Source organism: Klebsiella sp. RCJ4 (assembly GCF_009025755.1).
GTDB classification, from domain to species: domain Bacteria; phylum Pseudomonadota; class Gammaproteobacteria; order Enterobacterales; family Enterobacteriaceae; genus Klebsiella; species Klebsiella michiganensis.
Genome location: NZ_WCIN01000047.1, coordinates 26,512 through 50,473, shown reverse-complemented (window position 1 = coordinate 50,473; position 23,962 = coordinate 26,512). Strand labels below are relative to the sequence as shown.

Sequence of the window (23,962 nt, the reverse complement as noted above, 5' to 3'; positions counted from 1 at the left end):
GCAGCCAGCGTATCAGCCAGCACCGACTTATCAGCCGCAGCATGCGTACCAGCCGGAACAGGCCCCGGTACAGCAGCCAGCGTATCAGCCCGAACCGGCTTACCAGCCGCAGCATGCGTACCAGCCGGAACAGGCTCCGGTACAGCAGCCAGCATATCAGCCGGAACCGGCTTACCAGCCGCAGCATGCGTACCAGCCGGAACAGGCCCCGGTACAGCAGCCAGCGTATCAGCCGGAACCGGCTTACCAGCCGCAGCACGCGTACCAGCCGGAACAGGCCCCGGTACAGCAGCCTGAGCCTTACGCCGCCTCCGTTGAGCCTGAGCCTCCGCAAGAGGAGGTGAAGCCTCAGCGTCCGCCGATGTACTACTTTGAAGAAGTGGAAGAGAAACGCGCGCGTGAACGCGAGCAGCTTGCCGCATGGTATCAGCCGATTCCGGAGCCGGTCAGTCCGGTTGCGACAAAACCGATCGCGCCTCCGCCTGCTCCGGCGGCTGATGTTGCCGCGGTGAGCGCGCTGGCGGCTGGCGTCCATCAGGCCACCGGGGCGGCCTCTGCTAGCGCCGCGGCGACCTCCGTCGCATCTGCCGCATCCAGCGCCGCGCCGCTGTTTAGCCCGGCGTCGGGCGGCCCGCGAGCGCAGGTAAAAGAGGGCATAGGGCCGAAATTGCCGCGTCCAAACCGCGTTCGCGTGCCCACGCGCCGTGAGCTGGCTTCCTATGGCATTAAGCTGCCTTCGCAGCGGTTGGCTGAAGAACGTGCGCGTCAGGCAGAGCATCAGCACTATGATGACGATGCGCTGACGGACGAGGAAGTAGCAGAGCTTGAGCAGGGTGAGCTGGCGCGTCAGTTCGCGGCTGCGCAAAATCAGCGCTATGGCGATAGCTACGCTGCGGAAGAGGATGATGTAGACGAGGATTCTGCCGCTGAAGCCGAACTTGCCCGTCAGTTTGCCGCTTCCCAGCAGCAGCGCTACGCCAGCGAGCAGCCGCCGGGATCGCATCCGTTCTCTGCGGCGGATTATGAATTCTCGCCAATGAAAACGTTAGTTGATGATACGCCGAGCGAGCCTGTCTTCACGCCGTTGCCGGAAGTACAGCAGCCTGCCCCGCAGTATCAGCAGCCGGCCCAGCATTCGCAGCCCGTACAGCAGCCGATGCCGCACCAGCAGATGCCTCAGCCGCCGCAACATGCGCAGCAGCAGGCTTATCAACCCGCGCAGCAGCAGCAGCCGGTTCACCATCAGCCGATGCCGCAGCAGGCTCCTGGCAGCTATCCGCAGCAGCAGGCTCCGCAGCAGCCGATCCCGCAGCCGCAGGAAAGTCTCATTCACCCGCTGTTGATGCGCAATGGCGACAGTCGCCCGTTACAGAAGCCGACGACGCTGCTGCCCTCGCTTGACCTGCTCACGCCGCCACCGGCTGAAGTTGAGCCGATCGATACCTTTGCTCTAGAGCAAATGGCGCGTCTGGTTGAAGCTCGTCTGGCCGATTTCCGCATTAAAGCCGATGTGGTGAACTACTCACCTGGCCCGGTTATTACCCGCTTTGAGCTTAACCTGGCGCCGGGCGTGAAAGCGGCGCGCATTTCTAACCTGTCGCGCGATCTGGCCCGTTCTCTGTCCACTGCGGCGGTTCGCGTGGTGGAAGTGATCCCGGGTAAACCCTACGTTGGCCTGGAGCTGCCTAACAAAAAGCGCCAGACCGTTTACCTGCGCGAAGTGCTGGATAATGCGAAATTCCGCGATAATCCTTCACCGCTCACGGTGGTCCTCGGGAAAGACATCGCGGGTGAACCTGTCACTGCCGATCTGGCGAAGATGCCGCACCTGCTGGTGGCGGGTACCACCGGTTCCGGTAAATCCGTTGGGGTCAACGCCATGATCCTCAGCATGCTCTATAAAGCGCAGCCGGAAGACGTGAAATTCATCATGATTGACCCGAAAATGCTCGAGCTGTCGGTCTATGAGGGAATACCGCATCTGTTAACGGAAGTCGTGACGGATATGAAAGACGCGGCCAATGCTTTGCGCTGGAGCGTTAACGAGATGGAGCGTCGGTATAAACAGATGTCTGCGCTGGGCGTACGTAATCTCGCGGGTTATAACGAGAAGATTGCTGAAGCCGCACGTATGGGACGGCCCATTCCGGATCCTTACTGGAAGCCTGGCGACAGTATGGATGCGACGCATCCGGTACTGAAAAAAGAGCCTTACATCGTGGTGCTGGTGGACGAGTTTGCCGACCTGATGATGACCGTCGGCAAGAAAGTGGAAGAGCTGATTGCGCGCCTGGCGCAGAAAGCGCGCGCCGCGGGGATCCACCTGGTGCTGGCGACCCAGCGACCGTCGGTTGACGTTATCACCGGCCTGATTAAAGCCAACATCCCGACGCGTATCGCCTTTACCGTATCGAGTAAAATTGACTCGCGTACTATCCTTGACCAGGGCGGTGCGGAATCACTGCTGGGAATGGGCGATATGCTCTACTCCGCGCCTAACTCGACGATCCCTGTGCGCGTCCACGGCGCTTTTGTACGCGACGAGGAAGTTCACGCGGTCGTTCAGGACTGGAAGGCGCGCGGGCGTCCGCAGTATGTCGATGGCATTACCTCCGATAGCGAAAGCGAAGGCGGCGGCGGTGGCTACGAGGGCGGTGAAGAGCTCGATCCGCTGTTCGATCAGGCCGTCAACTTTGTGACGGAAAAACGCAAAGCCTCCATATCTGGGGTTCAGCGTCAGTTCCGCATTGGCTATAACCGCGCCGCGCGTATCATTGAGCAAATGGAAGCTCAGGGGATCGTGAGCGAGCAGGGGCATAACGGTAACCGTGAAGTGCTGGCGCCGCCGCCTTTCGAGTAACCGCAAAGTTGGGTAAATAAGTGAAAATCAGCCTGTTCTGCTGTTTTACGGCCGTTGGCCGTTCTACATTAGCAGCAGACCAGGCTCCCGCGTCGGGAGTGACGCACATTAAGGAATAACAATGAAAAAACTCGCAATCACCTGTGCATTACTGTCCAGTTTTGTCGTCAGTCAGGTATGGGCGGATGCCGCCAGCGATTTAAAAAGCCGCCTTGATAAAGTGAGCAGCTTCCACTCCAGCTTTACGCAGAAAGTGACGGACGGCAGCGGTAATGCCGTGCAGGACGGGCAGGGGGACCTGTGGGTCAAGCGGCCTAATCTGTTCAACTGGCATATGACCCAGCCGGATGAAAGCGTGCTGGTGTCCGACGGCAAAACGCTGTGGTTTTACAACCCGTTTGTTGAGCAGGCTACCGCTACCTGGCTGAAAGATGCGACCAGCAACACGCCGTTTATGCTGATTGCCCGCAATCAGGCCAGCGACTGGCAGAACTACAACATTAAGCAGAACGGTGACGATTTTGTTCTGACGCCGAAAAACGGCAGCGGTAATCTGAAGCAGTTCACCATCAACGTGGGTCGCGACGGTACGATTCATCAGTTCAGCGCCGTGGAACAGGACGATCAACGCAGCAGCTATCAGCTGAAATCGCAACAAAATGGTGCTGTGGATGCATCTAAGTTCACCTTCACGCCGCCGCAAGGGGTTACGGTGGACGATCAACGTAAATAGAGGCGAACGTGAGCAACCTGTCGCTCGATTTTTCCGATAACGCGTTTCAACCTCTGGCCGCCCGTATGCGGCCAGAAAATTTAGCGCAGTACATTGGTCAGCAGCACCTGCTGGCGCCGGGTAAACCCTTACCGAGGGCGATTGAGGCCGGGCATCTACACTCGATGATCCTCTGGGGGCCGCCCGGGACAGGAAAAACCACCCTGGCCGAAGTGATTGCGCGCTATGCCAGCGCCGACGTTGAACGTATCTCAGCGGTGACCTCCGGGGTGAAAGAGATCCGCGAGGCCATTGAACGCGCGCGCCAAAACCGCAACGCGGGTCGCCGCACGATCCTGTTTGTCGACGAAGTGCACCGTTTCAATAAAAGCCAGCAGGACGCCTTTCTGCCGCATATTGAAGACGGGACCATCACCTTTATCGGCGCGACGACGGAAAATCCCTCCTTTGAACTCAATTCCGCGCTGTTATCCCGCGCGCGCGTTTATCTGCTCAAGTCGCTGACCAGCGACGACATCGAGCAGGTGCTCAACCAGGCGATGAGCGACAAAACGCGCGGCTACGGCGGGCAAAATATCGTCCTGCCGGACGAGACGCGCAAGGCCATCGCTGACCTTGTCAACGGCGATGCGCGCCGGGCGCTGAATACGCTGGAAATGATGGCCGATATGGCCGAAGCCGACGCCTCCGGCAATCGCGTGCTGAAAGTTGAGCTGCTGACTGAAATTGCCGGTGAGCGCAGCGCGCGTTTCGACAACAAAGGCGATCGCTTTTACGATTTAATCTCCGCGCTGCACAAATCGGTTCGCGGCAGCGCCCCGGACGCCGCCCTCTACTGGTACGCGCGGATTATTACCGCCGGCGGCGATCCGCTCTACGTTGCCCGCCGCTGCCTGGCGATTGCCTCGGAAGATGTCGGCAACGCCGATCCGCGCGCGATGCAGGTTGCGATCTCCGCCTGGGACTGCTTTACCCGTGTCGGACCGGCGGAAGGCGAACGGGCGATTGCACAGGCCATTGTTTATCTTGCCTGTGCGCCCAAAAGCAACGCGGTTTACACCGCGTTTAAAGCGGCAATGGCCGACGCCCGCGAACGTCCCGATTACGACGTCCCGGTTCATTTGCGCAATGCCCCAACGAAGCTGATGAAAGAGATGGGCTACGGGCAAGAGTATCGCTATGCTCACGATGAACCGAATGCTTATGCCGCCGGGGAGCAGTACTTCCCGCAGGAAATGGCGCAAACGCGCTATTATAAGCCGACAAACCGGGGGCTGGAGGGCAAAATAGGCGAAAAGCTCGCCTGGTTAACCGAACAGGATCAAAATAGCCCGATAAAACGCTACCGATAATTGAGGCGTTGCGGTAAGGTTGTCACACTATTTCCGTGGTCGCGCTCTGCGGCCATTTTTCTTTTATTAATTCGATAAGCACAGGATAAGCATGCTCGATCCCAATCTGCTGCGTACCGAGCCAGACGCAGTCGCAGAAAAACTGGCACGCCGGGGCTTTAAGCTGGATGTAGATAAACTTCGCGCTCTGGAAGAGCGTCGTAAAGTTCTGCAGGTTCAAACTGAAAACCTGCAGGCGGAGCGCAACTCCCGATCGAAATCCATTGGCCAGGCGAAAGCGCGCGGGGAAGATATTGAGCCATTACGCCTGGAAGTGAACAAACTCGGCGAGCAGCTTGATGCCGCTAAGACCGAGCTGGACGCGCTGCTGGCGGAGATCCGCGATATCGCGCTGGCTATCCCTAATATCCCGCACGACGACGTTCCGGCCGGTCGCGACGAAAACGACAACGTTGAAGTCAGCCGCTGGGGAACCCCGCGTGAGTTCGATTTTGACGTTCGCGATCACGTCACGCTGGGCGAAATGCATGGAGGGCTGGATTTTGCCGCCGCCGTGAAGCTGACCGGTTCTCGCTTTGTGGTCATGAAGGGCCAGCTGGCACGCCTGCATCGCGCGCTGGCGCAGTTTATGCTGGATCTGCATACCGAACAGCACGGCTACAGCGAAAACTACGTCCCGTATCTGGTTAACCAGGACACGCTGTACGGTACCGGTCAGCTGCCGAAATTCGCCGGCGACCTGTTCCATACTCGTCCGCTGGAAGAAGAAGCCGACAGCAGCAACTACGCGCTGATCCCGACGGCGGAAGTTCCGCTGACCAACCTGGTTCGCGATGAAATCATTGATGAAGACGATCTGCCGATCAAAATGACCGCGCATACGCCGTGCTTCCGCTCTGAAGCCGGATCTTACGGTCGCGATACCCGCGGTCTGATCCGTATGCACCAGTTCGACAAAGTCGAGATGGTGCAGATTGTACGTCCGGAAGATTCCATGGCGGCGCTGGAGGAGATGACTGGCCACGCCGAGAAAGTGCTGCAGCTGCTGGGTCTGCCGTATCGTAAAGTGGCTCTGTGCACGGGCGATATGGGCTTCAGCGCATGCAAAACCTACGATCTGGAAGTGTGGGTGCCGGCGCAGAATACCTATCGTGAGATCTCTTCCTGCTCCAACGTCTGGGATTTCCAGGCGCGTCGCATGCAGGCACGCTGCCGCAGCAAATCTGACAAGAAAACTCGCCTCGTACACACGCTGAACGGTTCTGGCCTGGCGGTTGGACGTACGCTGGTCGCGGTGATGGAAAACTATCAGCAGGCGGATGGTCGCATCGAGATCCCGGAAGTTCTGCGTCCGTATATGCGCGGCCTTGAATTTATCGGCTGATTTTTCAACGCTCTTCTCAAAAGCGCCTGCGGGCGCTTTTTTTTTACCCCCTTCTTGATACCGGGCAATAATCGCCTTCGCGATTACGAAGATACTCCCTTTGGATTAAACAGGATAAAAAACTAATAAAGGTTAATTTCTTTGTATATATAACTATATAACGGCATTAAGTTAATTGTGAGCAACCAAAGCGAGTATCTATGAAAACCAAAACCTCCGATGCTTTACTGGCTGCTGAGGTGAGCCGGCGTGGTTTAATGAAAACCACGGCGATTGGCGGGCTGGCGATGGCCAGCAGCGCTTTTACCTTACCCTTCACGCGCATTGCCCAAGCCGCAGATAACCTCAATCCCGCCAGCGAAACGGTCACCTGGAGCGCCTGTACGGTGAACTGCGGCAGCCGCTGCCCGCTGCGGATGCATGTGGTGGGTGGTGAGATAAAATATGTTGAAACGGACAATACCGGCGACGATAGCTACGACGGTCTGCATCAGGTTCGCGCCTGTCTGCGCGGCCGCTCGATGCGTCGACGCGTCTACAACCCGGACCGCCTGAAATATCCGATGAAGCGCGTGGGCAAACGCGGCGAGGGCAAATTCGAGCAAATCAGCTGGGAAGAAGCGTTTGATACTATCGCCAGCAATATGCAGCGCCTGATAAAAGAGTACGGTAATGAGTCCATCTATCTGAACTACGGAACGGGAACCCTCGGCGGAACCTTGACTCGCTCATGGCCACCGGGGAAAACCCTGATTGCCCGCCTGATGAACTGCTGCGGCGGCTATCTCAACCACTATGGCGACTACTCCACCGCGCAAATTGCCGCGGGACTGAACTACACCTACGGCGGCTGGGCCGATGGCAATAGCCCGTCGGATATCGAAAACAGCAAACTGGTGGTGCTGTTTGGCAATAACCCCGGGGAAACCCGCATGAGCGGCGGCGGGGTGACCTACTACCTGGAACAGGCGCGGGAGAAATCTAACGCCAGGCTGATTATTATCGATCCACGCTATACCGATACCGGCGCCGGACGCGAAGACGAGTGGATCCCTATCCGCCCGGGAACCGATGCTGCGCTGGTCTCCGCGCTGGCGTGGGTGATGATTAACGAGAACCTCGTTGACCAGCCTTTCCTCGACAAGTACTGCGTAGGCTATGACGAGAAAACGCTGCCGGAAGGGGCGCCGGCCAATGGCCACTATAAGGCCTATATTCTCGGTCAGGGCAAAGACGGTATCGCGAAGACCCCTGAGTGGGCATCGACGATTACCGGCATTCCCCAGGCGCGTATCGTGCAGCTAGCGCGCGAAATCGCCAGCGCTAAACCTGCCTATATTTCTCAGGGCTGGGGCCCACAGCGCCATGCCAACGGTGAGCTGGTCTCCCGCGCGATTTCCATGCTGGCAATCTTAACCGGCAACGTCGGGATTAACGGCGGCAATACCGGCGCGCGTGAAGGTTCTTACTCCCTGCCTTTTGAACGTATGCCGACGCTGGATAATCCGGTGGAAACCAGTATTTCCATGTTTATGTGGACCGATGCGATTGAGCGCGGGACGGAAATGACCGCGCTGCGCGACGGCGTGCGCGGCAAAGATAAGCTCGACGTGCCTATTAAAATGGTCTGGAACTATGCCGGTAACTGCCTGGTCAACCAGCATTCAGAGATTAACCGTACCCATGACATCCTTCAGGATGACAAGAAGTGCGAGATGATTGTGGTCATTGATTGCCATATGACCTCCTCGGCGAAATATGCCGATATTCTGCTGCCGGACTGTACGGCTTCGGAGCAGATGGATTTTGCCCTCGATGCCTCCTGCGGCAACATGTCATACGTGATTTTTGCCGATCGGGCCATCAAGCCGCGTTTTGAATGCAAAACCATCTATGAGATGACCACGGAGCTGGCGAAGCGCATGGGCGTTGAGCAACGTTTCACCGAAGGCCGCTCTCAGGAAGAGTGGCTGCGTCACCTCTATGAGCAATCCCGTAAAGCGATCCCGGCGCTGCTGCCGTTTGATGAATTCCGCAAGCAGGGAATCTTCAAACAGCGCGATCCGGAAGGCCACCACGTTGCCTATAAAGCTTTCCGCGAAGATCCCGTCGCCAATCCGCTCACGACGCCGTCAGGGAAAATTGAAATCTACTCTGCGCAGCTGGCGGAAATTGCCGCGACCTGGGAGCTGAAAGAAGAGGATGTTATCGATCCGCTGCCGATATACAGCCCTGGGTTTGAAAACTATGACGATCCGCTGGCGAAAAAGTATCCGCTGCAGCTGACCGGTTTTCACTATAAAGCCCGCACGCACTCCACCTACGGCAACGTTGACATACTGAAAGCCGCCTGCCGTCAGGAGATGTGGATCAACCCGCTTGATGCACAGAAGCGCGGTATCGCCAATGGCGATCGGATCCGCATTTTTAACGATCGCGGTGAAGTGCATATCGAGGCCAAAGTGACCCCGCGCATGATACCGGGCGTGGTCGCGCTGGGTGAGGGGGCCTGGTATAACCCGGACGCAGGCCGCGTGGATCAGGCTGGCTGCATTAACGTGCTGACCACCCAACGCCCGTCGCCGCTGGCGAAAGGCAATCCATCGCATAGCAACCTCGTCCAGGTTGAAAAGCTGTAAGGAGTAACCGATGACAACTCAATATGGATTTTTTATTGATTCCGCCCGTTGCACCGGTTGCAAAACCTGCGAACTGGCTTGTAAAGACTATAAAAATCTCACGCCGGAAGTGAGCTTCCGTCGTATCTACGAATACGCCGGCGGCGACTGGCAGGAGGATAACGGCGTCTGGCAGCAAAACGTCTTTGCCTATTACCTCTCTATTGCCTGCAACCATTGTGAGGATCCGGCCTGCACCAAAGTTTGCCCGAGCGGCGCGATGCATAAACGTGAAGATGGCTTTGTCGTTGTCGATGAAGATGTCTGTATCGGCTGTCGCTATTGCCATATGGCCTGCCCGTACGGCGCGCCGCAGTACAATGCGACAAAAGGTCATATGACCAAATGCGACGGCTGCCACGAGCGCGTCGCCGACGGCAAAAAGCCGATTTGCGTGGAATCTTGCCCGCTGCGCGCGTTAGATTTCGGCCCGATTGAAGAGCTGCGCCAAAAACACGGCCAGCTGGCCGCCGTTGCGCCGCTGCCTTCGGCCCACTTCACTAAACCGAGTATCGTGATTAAACCTAACGCCAACAGCCGACCGTGTGGAGATACCACCGGCTACCTGGCCAACCCAAAGGAGGTGTGAGATGGGGAGTGGATGGCATGAATGGCCGCTGATTGTTTTCACGGTCTTTGGTCAGTGCGTGGTGGGCGGCTTTATTGTGCTAGCTCTGGCGCTAATGAAAGGCGACTTATCGCGTGAACAGCAGCAGCGCGTCGTGTGGAGCATGTTTGGCCTGTGGGTGCTGATGGGCGTGGGCTTTATTGCCTCAACCCTGCATCTTGGGTCGCCCATGCGCGCGTTTAACTCGCTCAATCGCGTAGGCGCCTCGTCGCTCAGTAACTAAATCGCCAGCGGGGCGCTTTTCTTCGCCGTCGGCGGCATTGGCTGGCTGCTGGCGGTGGTCAATAAGCTACCGGCGGGGCTGCGTCATTTCTGGCTGGTCATTACCATGGTGCTGGGGATTATCTTCGTCTGGATGATGGTCCGCGTCTATAACACTATTGATACGGTACCCACCTGGTATACGGTCTGGACGCCGCTTAGCTTCTTCCTGACGATGTTTATCGGCGGTCCGCTGCTGGGATATCTGCTGCTGCGCGTTGCCGATGTCAACGGCTGGGCGATGCGCCTGCTGCCGGCGGTGACCCTGCTGGCGCTGGTGATTAGCGCCATCGTGGTGCTGATGCAAGGCAGCGAGCTGGCGACAATCCATAGCTCTATTCAGCAGGCCTCGGCGCTGGTGCCGGCCTACGGCTCGCTGATGGCGTGGCGCCTGGTTGCGCTGGCGTTGGCGCTGGTCTGCTGGATTGCCCCCCAGCTCAAAGGCTACCAGCCTGCGCTGCCGATGCTGGGGCTGGCTTTTGTGCTGGTGCTGATCGGTGAGACGATCGGCCGCGGCGTCTTCTACGGCCTGCATATGACCGTTGGAATGGCAATCGCCAGCTAATCGCCCTTTATCGCGCCAGAAACCCTTATTCTGGCGCGATAAAAAGTGCGGTCGATTCATGAAATATTTCTACCGATATTCCCACCGCTATTTTCCAATAAATTAATAAAAACAATGGAATAATATAAATAGCTATTCTGTTGTCGATCCGCTGGATAAAAAACTTCTATCGTTCCCCCGCAAACCGCGTCACGCCTGATTTCAGGCGGATTGACAATGTTTGCAGCAGTGGCATGATGCGCACGAAATCTGAACTCCATCACGGTTTATATCCATGACCATCTACACCCGGCCAGTGCAAATGCTGCTCTGTGGCCTGCTTTTGTTGACCCTGGCGATAGCGGTTTTAAATACGCTCGTCCCGCTTTGGCTCGCCCATGAAAATATGCCGACCTGGCAGGTCGGGATGATGGGCTCGTCCTATTTTACCGGTAATCTGGTGGGAACATTGCTTGCCGGATGGGTAATTAAGCGTCTGGGCTTTAACCGCAGCTATTACCTGGCATCGGTTATTTTTGCCGTGGGCTGCGTGGGTCTTGGTATTACGCTGGGCTTCTGGAGCTGGTTCAGCTGGCGCTTTATCGCCGGCGTCGGCTGCGCGATGATTTGGGTGGTGGTGGAGAGCGCGCTGGTCTGTAGCGGCACTTCGCGGAGCCGGGGTCGCCTGCTGGCGGCGTATATGATGATTTATTACGTCGGCACGGTGCTGGGCCAGTTAATGGTCAGCAAGCTGCCGACGGATCTGATGAGCGTTCTGCCGTGGGTGACGGCGCTGGCGCTGGCGGCCATTCTGCCGCTGCTGTTTGCTCGCGTGGCGACTCAGGCCGATGAGCCGCACGAACCGGCGCGTATCTGGCCAATGTTAAGGCTGCGTCAGGCCCGCCATGGCGTCAACGGCTGCATTATTTCCGGCATTGTGCTCGGTTCGCTGTATGGCCTGATGCCGCTGTGGCTCAACCACCAGGGCGTTAGCGATTCCGGCATCGGCTTCTGGATGGCGGTGATGGTGAGCGCAGGTATCGTGGGGCAGTGGCCGATTGGCCGGCTCGCCGATCGCTACGGCCGTCTGCTGGTCCTGCGCGTTCAGGTGTTTGTGGTGATTCTCGGCTGTCTGGCGATGTTAAGCCAGGCCGCAATGGCGCCCGCGCTGTTCGTGCTGGGCGCTTCCGGCTTCACGCTCTATCCGGTGGCTATGGCCTGGGCCTGCGAAAAAGTTGAGCGTCATCAGCTGGTGGCGATGAACCAGGCGCTGTTAATGAGCTATACCGTGGGCAGCCTGCTTGGGCCGACGCTGACCGCCATGCTGATGCAGAACTTCTCTGACAATCTGTTGTTTATCATGATTGCCAGCGTGTCATTCATCTACCTGCTGACGCTGCTGCGCAAAGCGGGGCACCATCCTACGCCGGTGGCGCACGCCTGATTTTTCAGAACATAGCCAGGGCATGTCCCTGGCTATGGATTAATGCGACGCAAGAAGCGCAATAAACTGTGCCCGGTTTTGCACCATGCTGTATCGCTGAAGTCTCTCCCCCTCATCCAGCCAGCAGACTAACCGCTGGATGGTCTGGATATGCTGTTCACTATCGGCCGCCGCCAGTACGACTATCAGCCGAATGCCGGGATGCTCCGGAAAATCAACGGCCTCGCTACAGCAAAGCAGCGAAAGCGCGCTGTTTCTGCTCAGCACGCCGGCTTCCGGACGCGCGTGCGGTAGCGCAAACGCCGGGCTCAATATATACCAGGGGCCATCCTGCTCCGTGGCGCTGATAATAGCCCTGGCATAGCCCCCGGTGATTTTTCCCTGCTCCTCAAGCGGGCGGCAGGCGAGATGAACGGCGCTGCGCCAGCTCAGGCAGTCGCTGGTGAACTGACAGGCGGAAAATAGCCTCTCTTCCATAAACGTTCCCTTAAGCGCGAGCCGACCGCCAACTGACCGGCTCGCCTGGTGGTTAGCGTAGCGCGTTAAACAGCGCGTCTCCCGAGATGCCATATTTCGCTTTTAGCTGCCTGCTATTACCCGATTCGGTAAATGTGTCCTGCGTTCCCAGACGCGTAAGGCGCGCCGGATGTGCCTTTTGCGCCAGGGTTTCCGCGATCAGGCCGCCGAGGCCGCCGTTGACGGTGTGATTTTCAAGCGTAGCGATAAGCGGGCAGCCTTCGACCAGCCGATAAAATGCCTGCTGGTTGAAGGGTTTGACGGTTGCAACGTGAATAAGCTTGCCCTTTTTGCCGCTGGCGAGCAGCTTTTCATAGCCGTCGGTAGCCTGTTCCAGTACCGTTCCTTCAAACAGAATCGCAAAATCCGTGCCGCTGTCGGCGATGGCGGCGATATCGCTGACCCGCGGAACGACGCTTTTGTCGCGAACCGGCATCGGCTCGCGCGCCACGCGAATATAAACGGGTCCCTTTATTTTTGCCGCCTGCTCGAAGGCCTCGGCGATTTCTTCCGCATCTGCCGGGGTCAGGACGGTTAACCCCGGAAGGACGCGGGTCAGCGCTAAATCCTCCAGCGCATGGTGTGAAGCGCCGTCCGGGCCATCATCCATACCGGGGTGGCTACCGACGAGTTTGATGTTGGCTTTGGCATAGCACGCCTGCCGCAGCTGGGTCCAGGCGGTGCCGGTGACGAACATCGCAAAGTTAACATAGAAGGGCATAAAGCCTTCCAGCGCCTGGCCGGCCGCGAAGCTCATGGCGGAACCTTCCGCAATGCCCATTTCGAAAAAGGCCTCAGGATAGACGGCCTGAAACTGGTCGGTACGGGTAGAGCTGGCTAAATCGCTGTCGATAACAACAACGGGATAGCCCTTTTCTTTTAGCGCAATCAGGGCATGCCCGATCTCATCACGGGGTGCTTTCATCACTGTAACTCCTCCATCGCCTGCTGAAATTGTTCTTTGCTCGGGGTTTTTGAGTGCCAGTCGCCGTTGTTTTCCATATAGCTGACGCCGGAACCTTTGGTGGTGCGCGCCACGATGGCGACAGGTTTACCTTTCAGGTGACGGGATAGCATCAGGGTATCGGCAACCTGATGCATATCATTGCCGTTGTGCAGTTCCAGTACATGCCAGCCAAAGCTGCGGATTTTGTCCGCCAGCGGCTCGAGATTAACGACGTCATTGACCGGATCGTGGGAAGAGAAGCCGTTGTAATCGATGATGGCGACCAGATTATCCATTTTCATATGCCCGGCCTGCTGTAAGGTTTCCCAGATTTGGCCTTCATGCATTTCGCCATCGCCAACGATGGCAAATACCCGGTGCGGATCGTTGCGCCGCTTTTTGGCGGCCGCCATACCAAAAGCAATCGACAGCCCCTGACCCAGCAGTCCGGTTGTCGCATCGACTTCCGGCAGCGACTTAATGCTCGGGTGCCCCTGCAGGCGCGAGTTGATCTGTCGGAACGTATTGAACTCGCTGCGCTCGATCTTGCCTTGTTGATACAGCATGGCGTACTGCGCGGCGACGGCGTGGCCTTTACTCATCACCACGCGCGAGCGGGGGAAGGCGGCCAGATCGACTTCCTGGTAATAGAGCCAGGTAAGCACGTCGATTATCGACAGCGCCCCGCCCGGATGGCCAATTCCGGACTCGTAAATCATGGTGACGATCTCGCGGCGGGCGGCAAGCGCGTGGGATTTCAGTTCATCAATGTTCATGTTCATTCCTTCTTAGGGCAGCATTTTACCGATGTAGTACACGACCAGACCCAGAGCGACGAAGTCGGTTTCCGGGAAGCTGGTGCCTGAAAGACCGACGGATTCCATAATCGGGTAAATCAGCGCCGGGCCGATGCCGATCAGGATCCCGGTGATAAAGCTTCCGGCAATCGCGCCTTTCCAGCCGCCGGAGGCATTACCAAATACCGCTGCGGTCGCGCCAATGAAGAAGTAGGGAATGGCTACCGGGATAATCACGGTTTGGCCAAGGATCGCCAGAAAGCCCATCACCACCAGCCCGCCGACAAACGAAGAGATAAACCCCAGCACGGTGGCGGTCGGGGCGTAGGGGAAGACCACCGGGCAGTCGAGCGCGGGTTTGGCGTTAGGAATAAACTTCTCCGAGATGCCGAGGAAGGCCGGAACAATTTCTGACAGCAGCAGGCGTACGCCGGTAATGATGATGTACAGCGAAGCGGTAAAGGTCAGAGACTGAAAGAGCGGGTAAACCAGCCAGTGCATCCCGCCTGCCGCTGCGGTGACCGCGGCTTTTCCGGCAGCGAGCGCGGCGATGTAGTAGAAGATGCTCACCGAGATCGACACCGAGACGATGTAATCTTTAAAGATCCCCAGCCAGCCGGGAAGATTCAGCTTTTCGGTGGATTGTTTCGGATCGCCGACCTTTGCGCCAATCCAGCCGGAGGCGGCGTAGGCCAGCGTGACGTAGTGCCCCATCGCGATCTCATCATTACCGGTTATCTTTCGCATCCACGGCTGCGCAATGGCCGGATAGAGGCAGGCGGCGAGACCCAGCAGCACGGAGCCGACAATGATGGTCGTCATGTCGCTGTAGCCCAGCGCCTTCAGCGTTACGGTAAGCAGCGCGGAGAGATAAAGATTATGTTGCCCGGTAAGAAAGATATATTTAAACGGCGTCACGCGGGCAAAAAACAGGTTCCAGCCAAAACCAATCACCATGATCAGCGACACGCACATGGCGAATTTGGTTTGCGCCAGTCCGGTTAGCGCTTCTGCCAGCGGCATGACGCCCTTCAGGCCAAAGCCATCGCTGAATAAGGTCTGAAAGTTACCCAGGGAAGTGACTGCCAGACCGGCGCCGCCGGCAAAAACCAGAAAGCCGACGATGGTTTTGAAGGTGCCGGAAAGGACTTTTTCAATCGGCTTGCGTTGGATTAACAGGCCGATTAATGCAATAAAGCCAACTAAAAGTGGGGTTACGCCCAGAATGTCGAATACAATAAATCTGAGGAAATCCATATTGCCTCCGGGAGAGGTTAGTTGCTTTGAACGATGTCGGTGAGCGCAGACTCCATCTCTTCACTGTTCATCAGGTCGGTGATGCCGACCGCTCTGAATCCGGCGGCTTCGACTTCGTCGGTGAGATCGCGCATAGTGATGACAAAATCAATATCTCGCCAGGTGCGTAACCCTGAGAGGACGTCATGCTCCAGCTCGATATTCCAGCCGTGCTTGTCGATGATTTTTTGTGCTTTGATTTTGAGTATTAAGGAGCTGCCCATACCGGTACGACAGACTATGAGACCTTTCATTCGATGTTTTCCTGTTTGTAAAAATAATTATTTTTATTTATTTGTATGAGATAATAATTATTATCTTTGCAGCAGGACGAAAGATGTGACTGTGTTTGCATTTTGAGCAAATAAGGCAAAACATGAGCCAGATAGACAATAACTTGTTGATAAACATAAGAAACGGAGCTTCAGGGCTAAGCCCGATACTGGAGAAAGTTGGCCGTTTTATTACGGAAAATCCTGACTTTGTGATGCGTCACACGATTTCAGAACTGGCCGACTCCATTGATACCAGTGAGGGGAGTATCACCCGTTTTTGTCGGGCCTTTGGTTTTAAAGGTTTCTCGGATTTCAGAACCGCGCTGGCGATGGAGCAGGGCGCCGCGCGCTCGGAAGACCACGGTATCAACGAGAGCGAAGAGATTGCGCCGGTGCTGGCGAGCATTCGCGACAGTAATGCCATTGTCGATAACCAGGAGCTGAAAGCCGCGGCCGACTGGCTTAACACCCTGAACAGCATTGCTATTTATGCCGTGGGCACGGCGGTGCCGGTGGCGTTGTTCCTGCAGATGAATTTAATCAATATGGGTAAGGCGGCCAGCTTTATCGATCGCTCCTATCCGGCGGCGATGCCGCTGCTGGCTGACAGTCAAAAAACCGGCATCATCGTCGTTCACAGCGAACAGGCATCGGCGGATATGATGCAGGCCCTGTCGCTGGCAAAGCAGCAGGGCGTTAAAATTTTATCGCTGACCCGCGGGACGTTTGCGCCGCTGGCCCGTTTATCTGACTGGAATCTTCAGGCGGCGGTAGCTTTACAGGGGGAAGGGGAGTCGGGGTTTGCGGAAATCGCCGGCGCAATGATGGTGGCCGACCGGATCCTCAGCGCGCTGGAAGAGCAGGATGAACGCTATGCGGAATACCGAAAAGCGCATCAGAAGCGCATTTTTTCGATTGAGAGCGTGGCGAATAAGCTGTCGGAATATTTTATGTCCTGACTCTGATTTTGTTGGGGAAACACCCGGTAGCGCAATCTCTACCGGGTGGGGATTTTAGTACATCACTTTATGACCGTACTGTTCCAGAATGCCCTTCACGCGTTCCATGGTCTCTTTCTTTGGCGGATGGACGCCGTCCAGCTTGTACTCTTCGCCCATGGCTACCCATTTGTGCTTGCCCAGCTCGTGGTACGGCAGCAGTTCGATTTTCTCAACGTTGCCCATGTCACGAGTAAACTCACCCAGGCGATGCGCGGAATCATCATCGTCGGACCAGCCCGGAACCACAACGTAGCGGATCCAGACGTTGATGTTTTTGTTTGACAGGTAACGGGCAAACTCCAGCGTCCGATGGTTAGAGACGCCTACCAGATTCTGGTGAATTTCATCATTCATTTGCTTGAGATCGAGCATCACCAGATCGGTGACTTCCAGCAGTTCATCAATAACCGGATCGTAGCGGCGCACAAAGCCGTTGGTATCGAGACAGGTATGAATACCTTCTTTCTTACAGGCGCGGAACCAGTCGCGAACAAATTCGGCCTGCAGGATAGCCTCGCCGCCGGATGCCGTCACGCCGCCGCCGGAAGCGTTCATAAAGTGGCGATAGGTCACCACCTCTTTCATCAGCTCTTCAACGGTAATCTCTTTGCCGCCGTGGGTATCCCAGGTATCGCGGTTGTGGCAATAGAGGCAGCGCATCAGGCAGCCCTGGAAGAAGGTGATAAAGCGGATCCCCGGGCCATCGACGGTGCCACAGGATTCAAAGGAGTGAATGCGACCAATTGTTGACATTGCGGTGATATCTCCGAATTTGGCCCATCCGGGGCCTATGTAGATGCACAGCTCAAAGGCTATGTCGAGTCTGTTTTGGCTGTTATCCATAAAGTATAGACAGCAGACAAAAGAGACTGGGGCAGGATGATATTGCTAAAAAGGCCCCACTTGCGTGGAGCCTTTATTGTACGCTTTTTACAGTACGATTTCAGTCAATACCATTACATGGTCTGAGTGAAGGTACGAGTAATAACGTCCTGCTGCTGTTCTTTCGTCAGGGAGTTAAAACGTACTGCGTAGCCGGATACGCGGATGGTCAGCTGCGGATATTTTTCCGGGTTTTCCATCGCGTCGAGCAGCATTTCGCGGTTCATAACGTTGACGTTCAGATGCTGACCGCCTTCGATGGACGCTTCGTGGTGGAAGTAACCATCCATCAGGCCGGCGAGGTTAGTTTTACGAACTTCGTCGTCTTTACCCAGCGCGTTCGGCACGATAGAGAAGGTGTAAGAAATACCATCTTTCGCGTAAGCAAACGGCAGTTTCGCAACGGAGGTCAGAGAGGCAACAGCACCTTTCTGGTCACGGCCGTGCATCGGGTTAGCACCTGGTCCGAACGGAGCGCCAGCGCGACGACCGTCAGGGGTGTTACCGGTTTTCTTACCATACACAACGTTAGAGGTGATGGTCAGAACGGACTGAGTCGGGATAGCGTTGCGGTAGGTGTGCAGTTTCTGAATTTTCTTCATGAAACGTTCAACCAGGTCAACGGCCATATCATCGACGCGAGAGTCGTTGTTACCAAACTGCGGGTATTCGCCTTCGATTTCGAAGTCGACAGCCAGACCGTTTTCGTCACGAATCGGTTTAACTTTCGCATATTTGATTGCAGACAGGGAGTCAGCCGCAACGGACAGACCTGCGATACCACATGCCATGGTGCGGATAACATCACGGTCGTGCAGCGCCATCAGGGAAGCTTCGTAGCTGTACTTGTCGTGCATGTAGTGGATGATGTTCAGCGCAGTGACGTACTGTTTAGCCAGCCAGTCCATGAAGTGATCCATGCGGTCCATCACTTCGTCGAAGTTCAGAACGTCGCCTTTGATCGGTTCAGATTTAGGACCAACCTGCATTTTCAGTTTTTCATCAACGCCGCCGTTGATTGCGTACAGCATGGTTTTCGCCAGGTTAGCACGCGCGCCGAAGAACTGCATTTGCTTACCAACAACCATCGGGCTTACGCAGCAAGCGATAGCGTAGTCATCGTTGTTGAAGTCAGGACGCATCAGGTCATCGTTCTCGTACTGCAGAGAAGAGGTATCGATGGACACTTTCGCGGCGTATTTTTTGAAGCTCAGCGGCAGTTTTTCAGACCACAGAATGGTGATGTTCGGCTCCGGAGACGGCCCCATGGTGTACAAGGTGTTCAGGAAACGGAAGCTGTTTTTGGTGACCAGAGTACGGCCGTCAACGCCCATACCGCCGATAGATTCGGTTGCCCAAATCGGGTCGCCAGAGAACAGTTCATCATATTCAGGGGTACGCAGGAAACGAACCATACGCAGTTTCATGACCAGGTGGTCAATCATTTCCTGTGCGTCTTGCTCGGTGATTTTACCGGCTTTCAGGTCACGTTCGATGAAGATATCCAGGAAGCTGGAGGTACGACCGAAGGACATTGCCGCGCCGTTCTGAGATTTAACGGCAGCCAGGTAGCCGAAGTAGGTCCACTGGATAGCTTCCTGAGCGGTGGTTGCCGGACCAGAGATATCGCAGCCGTATTTTGCCGCCATTTCTTTGATCTGACCCAGCGCACGGTGCTGTTCAGAGATTTCTTCGCGCAGACGAATAGTTCCTTCCAGATCTTCGCCGTTTTCCAGTTTCTCTTGCAGAGAGACGAACTGAGCGTATTTGTCTTTCATCAGGAAGTCGATACCGTACAGCGCAACGCGACGGTAGTCACCGATGATACGACCACGGCCATAGGCATCCGGCAGACCGGTCAGAACGCCAGATTTACGGCAGTTCAGGATGTCTTTGGTGTAAACGTCAAACACGCCCTGGTTGTGAGTTTTGCGGTATTCAGTGAAGATTTTCTTCAGCATCGGATCCAGTTCGCGATTGTACGCTTTGCAGGAACCTTCTACCATTTTGATGCCGCCGAACGGGATAATCGCGCGTTTCAGCGGAGCTTCAGTCTGCAGACCAACGATTTTCTCGAGACCTTTCTCGATGTAGCCAGCGTCATGAGAAGTGATGGTGGATGCAAGGGAAGTATCAAAATCAACAGGCGCGTGAGTGCGGTTTTCCTGTTTAACGCCTTCCATTACGGTGTCCCACAGCTTGGTGGTCGCGTCAGTTGCGCCAGCCAGGAAGGACTCGTCACCTTCGTACGGGGTATAGTTTTTCTGGATGAAGTCGCGGACGTTGACTTCGTTCTGCCAGTCACCTTTCGCAAAACCTTCCCAGGCTGTGGCTAACTTTTCATTAAGCTCGGACATGTAACACCTACCTTCTTAAGTGGATTTTTTATTTACTGCCTGAAACAACCCTTAGTGATGGTCGTCGCCACGCAGGTAAATGACCCAGTATGTCAACCCAACCAGCAGACCACCGCCGATGATGTTCCCGATAGTTACCGGAATCAGGTTATCAGTGATGAAGTTCATGACGGTCAGGTGAGAGAAACTTTCCGGAGTTGAACCGACAGCGGTCCAGAATTCCGGGCTTGCAAAGTCGCGGATAACGATACCCAGCGGGATCATAAACATGTTCGCGATACTATGCTCAAACCCGCTGGCAACAAACATTGCCACCGGTAAAACCATAATCATGGCTTTATCCATCAGGCTGCGGCCGGAGTAGCTCATCCATACCGCAAGGCAGACCATCAGGTTTGCCAGGATACCCAGGCACACGGCTTCAACAAAAGTATGGTGCATTTTGTGGTCGGCGGTTTGCAGAACGTTAAGTCCCCATTGACCGTTGGCAGTCATATATTCGCCTGAAAGCCACATCAGCAATACAAAGAGTAAGCAACCAATCAGGTTACCAACATAGACGTTGAGCCAGTTTTTCGCCAGTTGACCCCATGTGATTCTTCCGCTGGCTTTCGCGACAACGATAAGAACGGTTGAGGTAAACAGGTCGGCACCGCAAATAACGCAGAGAATCAAACCTAGTGAGAAGCAGATGCCTCCAATCAGTTTGGCAACCCCGAATGGCATCCCGGCCGTGCCGGTTGTCGCGGTAATATAGAAAACAAAAGCGATAGAGATGAAGACACCTGCGGTGATCGCCAGATAAAACGTCTTTATCGGATGTTTTGTCGCTTTATAGACACCCGCTTCTTCGGCGACTTTCGCCATGGCAGCAGGGAGTAAAAGATCAAAAGGGTTGTCAGCTTTCACACTAACTCTCTCTTTATGTAAGTTGGCGGTGAGATACTAACAAAGCATTATAGAAGGGAATTTGATGTAGATCATATCCTACCGGAACTATAGGCCTTTTGAGTGTGTGGATTTGCCTTAATGTTGACTTAATTTGTTGTTTTTTAATGAAAAAATAAATTTTAAAATTTACAAATAATGTTGATTATTTTCATTTTACCCCCGTTTTTCGGTTAATTAAAATGGGGTATTTTTATTAAAATTAACAATATTTGCGGTGGGATTTTATTATTTCTCACCACTAATTAACTTTATGGCTACAATCGGGCTTTGGGGTTGCGGAAAACATAAAAATGGGGGCCTTCGCCGGCCCCCATAATAGGGTTATTCAGGCAGTAAAGCGCGCTTATTTACCCCAGAATGCTGCTTTTGCGCGCTGCAGCTTTTCGTAGGCTTTCAGCAGCGACTGATGAGCCGGGAACGCGAGCAGGTCGCTGTCTACTGCCTGCAGGCCGTAGAAAGGCGCTTCTCCGCTCAGCGCGGCGCTGGCGGCTTCTACGGCATCGGCGCCGTACATGCGTACAAAAGCGTTCAGATACTGCAGCGGCTGGCGCTCCTCTTCCTGGCTCAGCAGCAGCAGGGTTTGCAGGCAGCGGTAGTAATTAGCGCGCTCGGCGCTAAAGATGGAGGCGTTGAACTCCATGGTCCACTCGGTCCAGATTAGCGCCTGCTCGAGATCGCCGCCCGCCAGCGCGAGCATAGCTTTCAGCTCGCCAATGCGCAGCGTATACCAGCCGTTGTCTTTGCCGGTCGCCAGACCCAGCAGTTCGCGCACGCGGGTGAAGTCATCAAGGCCTTCATCATCCATTTGTTCGATAAGCGCCAGATAATCTTCTTTTTCCCACTCGCTTTCCGGCAGGGAAAGAATCGTTTCCCGCAGAGGCGCGCCCATGCTGTTATTCGCCAGCCAGAGGTCTTCCGCCGGATAAATATCAGACATGCCCGGGACAATGATTCGGCAGGCGTAGACGCTCAGGTGTTCGTAATCGGCGATGTAAACTTCTTTATCTTCTTGTTTAAAGATAGCCATCAGGGTGGCGAACTCTTCCTCCGTGGTTCCGGAGAAGCTCCAGTCCACGAACGGGTAGTCGGCATCCTGCTTAAACATATCCCAGGAGATCAGGCCGCTGGAATCGATAAAGTGCGTTTCAAGGTTCGCATGTTCAGCGACTTCTTCATCATCGAAGGTTGGCGGCGTGAAGACGTCGAGATCTTTCAGGCTGCGACCCTGGAGCAGTTCGGTAACGGTACGTTCCAGCGCCACGCCGAAATCGGGATGCGCGCCGAAAGAGGCGAAACAGGTGCCGTTAGCCGGGTTAAACAGCACGACGCAGATAACCGGATATTTGCCGCCGAGCGAACCGTCATAAGCGAAAATCGGGAAACCTTCGGCCTCCAGCTTATTGATCGATTCTACTACGCCCGGATAGCGTGCCATTACCTCCGCCGGGATCTCCGGCAGGCTGATGCTTTCGGCGATAATGCGGTTTTTAATATGCCGTTCGAACACTTCTGAGAGGCCCTGAACGCGGGCTTCGTTGCGGGTGTTGCCCGCGGACATCCCGTTAGAAACGTACAGGTTGCCGACAATATTCATCGGAATATAGACCGTTTCACCATCAGACTGGCGGGTGAACGGCAGACCGCAGACGCCGCGATCGTCATTCCCTGACTGCAGATCGACCAGCATGCTGGCGGTTAACTGATCGTCAGGATCGTAGAACGCGCGCAGGCGGGTATCCAGCAGGCCTTCCGGTACTTCGTCATCGTCGGTTAACGGGAACCATTTTTCATTCGGATAGTGAACGAAGGGACCGTTGGCGATAGTCTCGCCCAGCCAGAAGTCGGCAAAGAAATAGTTGGTCGAGAGACGCTCAAAGTACTCTCCGAGCGCGGAGGCCAGCGCGGCTTTTTTGGTGGCGCCTTTGCCGTTGGTGAAGCACAGGGCGCACTCTTTATCGCGGATATGCACTGACCAGACGTGCGGAACCGGGTTGAGCCATGAGGCCTCTTCAATATCGAATCCGAGGTCGTGCAACTTCTGCTGGAAGCGAGCGATGGAATCTTCCAGGGCGGCATCTTTGCCGGGAATAAATGTTTGAGTCATGGCAGTCACTTTTATCGTACGTAAAGCGCGCAATGATACGGGTTTTAGATGACGGGTGCTATCTCCATCGTCTGGCTATGCTTATGTCACTCAATAACTGTTCAGGCGTTAATCATGAAGACATTTGACTGGCATCGTATGGCACTGGATAAAGTGCCCGTGGAATTTCTGGCCGAGGTGGCATTACGGAGCCTCTACACCTTCGTACTGGTATTTATTTTTCTCAAGATAACCGGGCGGCGGGGCGTTCGTCAGATGTCACTGTTCGAAGTGCTCATCATTTTGACCCTCGGTTCGGCCGCGGGCGACGTCGCATTCTATGATGACGTTCCGATGCTGCCGGTACTGGCGGTTTTTATCACTCTGGCCCTGCTGTACCGATTGATTATGTGGCTGATGGGGCATAGCGAAAAACTGGAGGATCTGCTGGAGGGTAAGCCGATTATTGTTGTGGAAAACGGCGAGCTGGCCTGGGAGAAACTGCAGGCGGAAAACATGACCGAATTTGAGTTTTTTATGGAGCTGCGAATCAGCGGGGTTGAGCAACTGGGGCAGGTGCGGCTGGCTATTCTGGAAACCAACGGGCAGATCAGCCTCTATTTCTATGAGGATGACGATGTTAAAGCCGGACTCTCCATTCTTCCTTCCCGCTTTACCGATCGTTTTACCACGATACCCCGGGACGACGAGTATGCCTGCGTTCGCTGTAGCGCAATCCTTACGCTACGAGCCGGGGATAAACAATTATGCCCTCGCTGCGCAAATGCAGAATGGTCGAAGGTCAGCCGGGCAAAAAGAGTCACCTGACAGCAATTATGTCGGTTTTATGACGTCAAGCTGGCAGATTCTTTTGTGTGAGCGAGGCCGCATTTCCCCGACGCTCAGTTTTAGCCATTGCGGTGCGTGTCACTGAATGATAAAACCGATAGCCACAGGAATAACTTATGCCCGCG

The 23,962-nt window shown here is 55.4% G+C and carries 18 protein-coding genes and 1 pseudogene; 10 read left to right on the top strand and 9 right to left on the bottom strand.

Features of this window, described 5'->3' with window-relative positions; translation table 11 throughout:
• From ftsK to F8562_RS27280, 8 genes and pseudogenes are all read left to right on the top strand, one after another.
• Positions 1-2,860 (top strand): DNA translocase FtsK (gene ftsK / locus F8562_RS27315; RefSeq protein WP_226789539.1); only part of this gene is annotated, 2,860 nt, incomplete at its 5' end.
• Between the two features lie 121 nt (positions 2,861-2,981).
• Positions 2,982-3,593: an outer membrane lipoprotein chaperone LolA gene (lolA, locus tag F8562_RS27310; protein WP_004130911.1), complete on the top strand. Its 612-nt coding sequence runs from the start codon at positions 2,982-2,984 to the stop codon at positions 3,591-3,593.
• Between the two features lie 8 nt (positions 3,594-3,601).
• A complete protein-coding gene (gene rarA / locus F8562_RS27305; RefSeq protein WP_004849446.1) occupies positions 3,602-4,945 on the top strand; it encodes a replication-associated recombination protein RarA in 1,344 nt (447 codons plus the stop codon).
• A gap of 91 nt (positions 4,946-5,036) precedes the next feature.
• Positions 5,037-6,329 carry a serine--tRNA ligase gene (gene serS, locus F8562_RS27300; RefSeq protein ID WP_009653254.1) on the top strand — a complete coding sequence of 431 codons (1,293 nt, stop codon included), beginning with the start codon at positions 5,037-5,039 and terminating at the stop codon, positions 6,327-6,329.
• Between the two features lie 200 nt (positions 6,330-6,529).
• Positions 6,530-8,968, top strand: a complete 2,439-nt coding sequence (gene dmsA / locus F8562_RS27295; RefSeq protein WP_094909277.1) for a dimethylsulfoxide reductase subunit A — start codon at positions 6,530-6,532, stop codon at positions 8,966-8,968.
• A gap of 10 nt (positions 8,969-8,978) precedes the next feature.
• Positions 8,979-9,596 carry a DMSO/selenate family reductase complex B subunit gene (locus tag F8562_RS27290; protein ID WP_009653301.1) on the top strand — a complete coding sequence of 206 codons (618 nt, stop codon included), beginning with the start codon at positions 8,979-8,981 and terminating at the stop codon, positions 9,594-9,596.
• Between the two features lies 1 nt (position 9,597).
• A pseudogene (locus F8562_RS27285) lies at positions 9,598-10,461 on the top strand (dimethyl sulfoxide reductase anchor subunit family protein).
• Positions 10,462-10,735: 274 nt separating this feature from the next.
• Positions 10,736-11,884 (top strand): MFS transporter, encoded by a 1,149-nt coding sequence (locus F8562_RS27280; protein ID WP_014837953.1) that lies wholly within the window; start codon positions 10,736-10,738, stop codon positions 11,882-11,884.
• Between the two features lie 39 nt (positions 11,885-11,923).
• Here the strand turns inward: F8562_RS27280 and F8562_RS27275 are convergent, their stop codons facing one another.
• The 5 genes from F8562_RS27275 to F8562_RS27255 are packed head-to-tail and all read right to left on the bottom strand — an operon-like array spanning position 11,924 to position 15,693.
• Entirely contained in the window at positions 11,924-12,361 is a 438-nt protein-coding gene (locus F8562_RS27275; RefSeq protein ID WP_014228631.1) for a PTS sugar transporter subunit IIA, read from the bottom strand.
• Positions 12,362-12,413: 52 nt separating this feature from the next.
• Positions 12,414-13,325, bottom strand: coding sequence for a transketolase family protein (locus tag F8562_RS27270; RefSeq protein WP_014837954.1), 912 nt, complete (start codon positions 13,323-13,325; stop codon positions 12,414-12,416).
• A complete protein-coding gene (locus F8562_RS27265; RefSeq protein ID WP_014837955.1) occupies positions 13,325-14,122 on the bottom strand; it encodes a transketolase in 798 nt (265 codons plus the stop codon). Before F8562_RS27265 ends, F8562_RS27270 begins: the two co-directional genes overlap by 1 nt.
• 12 nt (positions 14,123-14,134) lie before the next feature.
• A complete protein-coding gene (locus F8562_RS27260; protein WP_014228634.1) occupies positions 14,135-15,400 on the bottom strand; it encodes a PTS ascorbate transporter subunit IIC in 1,266 nt (421 codons plus the stop codon).
• Between the two features lie 17 nt (positions 15,401-15,417).
• Positions 15,418-15,693, bottom strand: coding sequence for a PTS sugar transporter subunit IIB (locus tag F8562_RS27255; protein ID WP_014837956.1), 276 nt, complete (start codon positions 15,691-15,693; stop codon positions 15,418-15,420).
• 122 nt (positions 15,694-15,815) lie between these two features.
• On the opposite strand from F8562_RS27255, the gene F8562_RS27250 reads away from it, so the two are divergent.
• Positions 15,816-16,673, top strand: coding sequence for a MurR/RpiR family transcriptional regulator (locus F8562_RS27250; protein WP_094909276.1), 858 nt, complete (start codon positions 15,816-15,818; stop codon positions 16,671-16,673).
• A 54-nt stretch (positions 16,674-16,727) separates the two neighbouring features.
• Here the strand turns inward: F8562_RS27250 and pflA are convergent, their stop codons facing one another.
• From pflA to ycaO, 4 genes are all read right to left on the bottom strand, one after another.
• Positions 16,728-17,468 carry a pyruvate formate lyase 1-activating protein gene (gene pflA / locus F8562_RS27245; protein ID WP_004871674.1) on the bottom strand — a complete coding sequence of 247 codons (741 nt, stop codon included), beginning with the start codon at positions 17,466-17,468 and terminating at the stop codon, positions 16,728-16,730.
• A 203-nt stretch (positions 17,469-17,671) separates the two neighbouring features.
• Entirely contained in the window at positions 17,672-19,954 is a 2,283-nt protein-coding gene (gene pflB, locus F8562_RS27240; protein WP_014228637.1) for a formate C-acetyltransferase, read from the bottom strand.
• 51 nt (positions 19,955-20,005) lie between these two features.
• A complete protein-coding gene (gene focA, locus F8562_RS27235) occupies positions 20,006-20,863 on the bottom strand; it encodes a formate transporter FocA (RefSeq protein ID WP_004849465.1) in 858 nt (285 codons plus the stop codon).
• Between the two features lie 385 nt (positions 20,864-21,248).
• The gene (ycaO, locus tag F8562_RS27230; protein WP_014228638.1) at positions 21,249-23,009 is read right to left on the bottom strand and encodes a 30S ribosomal protein S12 methylthiotransferase accessory factor YcaO; all 1,761 of its coding nucleotides are present in this window, start codon (positions 23,007-23,009) and stop codon (positions 21,249-21,251) included.
• 114 nt (positions 23,010-23,123) lie between these two features.
• Between ycaO and F8562_RS27225 the strand changes: the two genes are divergently transcribed.
• A complete protein-coding gene (locus F8562_RS27225; RefSeq protein ID WP_014228639.1) occupies positions 23,124-23,816 on the top strand; it encodes a DUF421 domain-containing protein in 693 nt (230 codons plus the stop codon).
• Positions 23,817-23,962: the final 146 nt, after the last annotated feature.

Excerpts from the sequence above, each read along its gene's own strand:
- lolA (WP_004130911.1), top strand. The coding sequence starts at position 2,982 with ATGAAAAAACTCGCAATCACCTGTGCATTACTGTCCAGTTTTGTCGTC.
- serS (WP_009653254.1), top strand. The coding sequence starts at position 5,037 with ATGCTCGATCCCAATCTGCTGCGTACCGAGCCAGACGCAGTCGCAGAA.
- dmsA (WP_094909277.1), top strand. The coding sequence starts at position 6,530 with ATGAAAACCAAAACCTCCGATGCTTTACTGGCTGCTGAGGTGAGCCGG.
- F8562_RS27290 (WP_009653301.1), top strand. The coding sequence starts at position 8,979 with ATGACAACTCAATATGGATTTTTTATTGATTCCGCCCGTTGCACCGGT.
- F8562_RS27280 (WP_014837953.1), top strand. The coding sequence starts at position 10,736 with ATGACCATCTACACCCGGCCAGTGCAAATGCTGCTCTGTGGCCTGCTT.
- F8562_RS27275 (WP_014228631.1), bottom strand. The coding sequence starts at position 12,361 with ATGGAAGAGAGGCTATTTTCCGCCTGTCAGTTCACCAGCGACTGCCTG.
- F8562_RS27270 (WP_014837954.1), bottom strand. The coding sequence starts at position 13,325 with ATGAAAGCACCCCGTGATGAGATCGGGCATGCCCTGATTGCGCTAAAA.
- F8562_RS27265 (WP_014837955.1), bottom strand. The coding sequence starts at position 14,122 with ATGAACATTGATGAACTGAAATCCCACGCGCTTGCCGCCCGCCGCGAG.
- F8562_RS27260 (WP_014228634.1), bottom strand. The coding sequence starts at position 15,400 with ATGGATTTCCTCAGATTTATTGTATTCGACATTCTGGGCGTAACCCCA.
- F8562_RS27255 (WP_014837956.1), bottom strand. The coding sequence starts at position 15,693 with ATGAAAGGTCTCATAGTCTGTCGTACCGGTATGGGCAGCTCCTTAATA.
- F8562_RS27250 (WP_094909276.1), top strand. The coding sequence starts at position 15,816 with ATGAGCCAGATAGACAATAACTTGTTGATAAACATAAGAAACGGAGCT.
- pflA (WP_004871674.1), bottom strand. The coding sequence starts at position 17,468 with ATGTCAACAATTGGTCGCATTCACTCCTTTGAATCCTGTGGCACCGTC.
- pflB (WP_014228637.1), bottom strand. The coding sequence starts at position 19,954 with ATGTCCGAGCTTAATGAAAAGTTAGCCACAGCCTGGGAAGGTTTTGCG.
- ycaO (WP_014228638.1), bottom strand. The coding sequence starts at position 23,009 with ATGACTCAAACATTTATTCCCGGCAAAGATGCCGCCCTGGAAGATTCC.
- F8562_RS27225 (WP_014228639.1), top strand. The coding sequence starts at position 23,124 with ATGAAGACATTTGACTGGCATCGTATGGCACTGGATAAAGTGCCCGTG.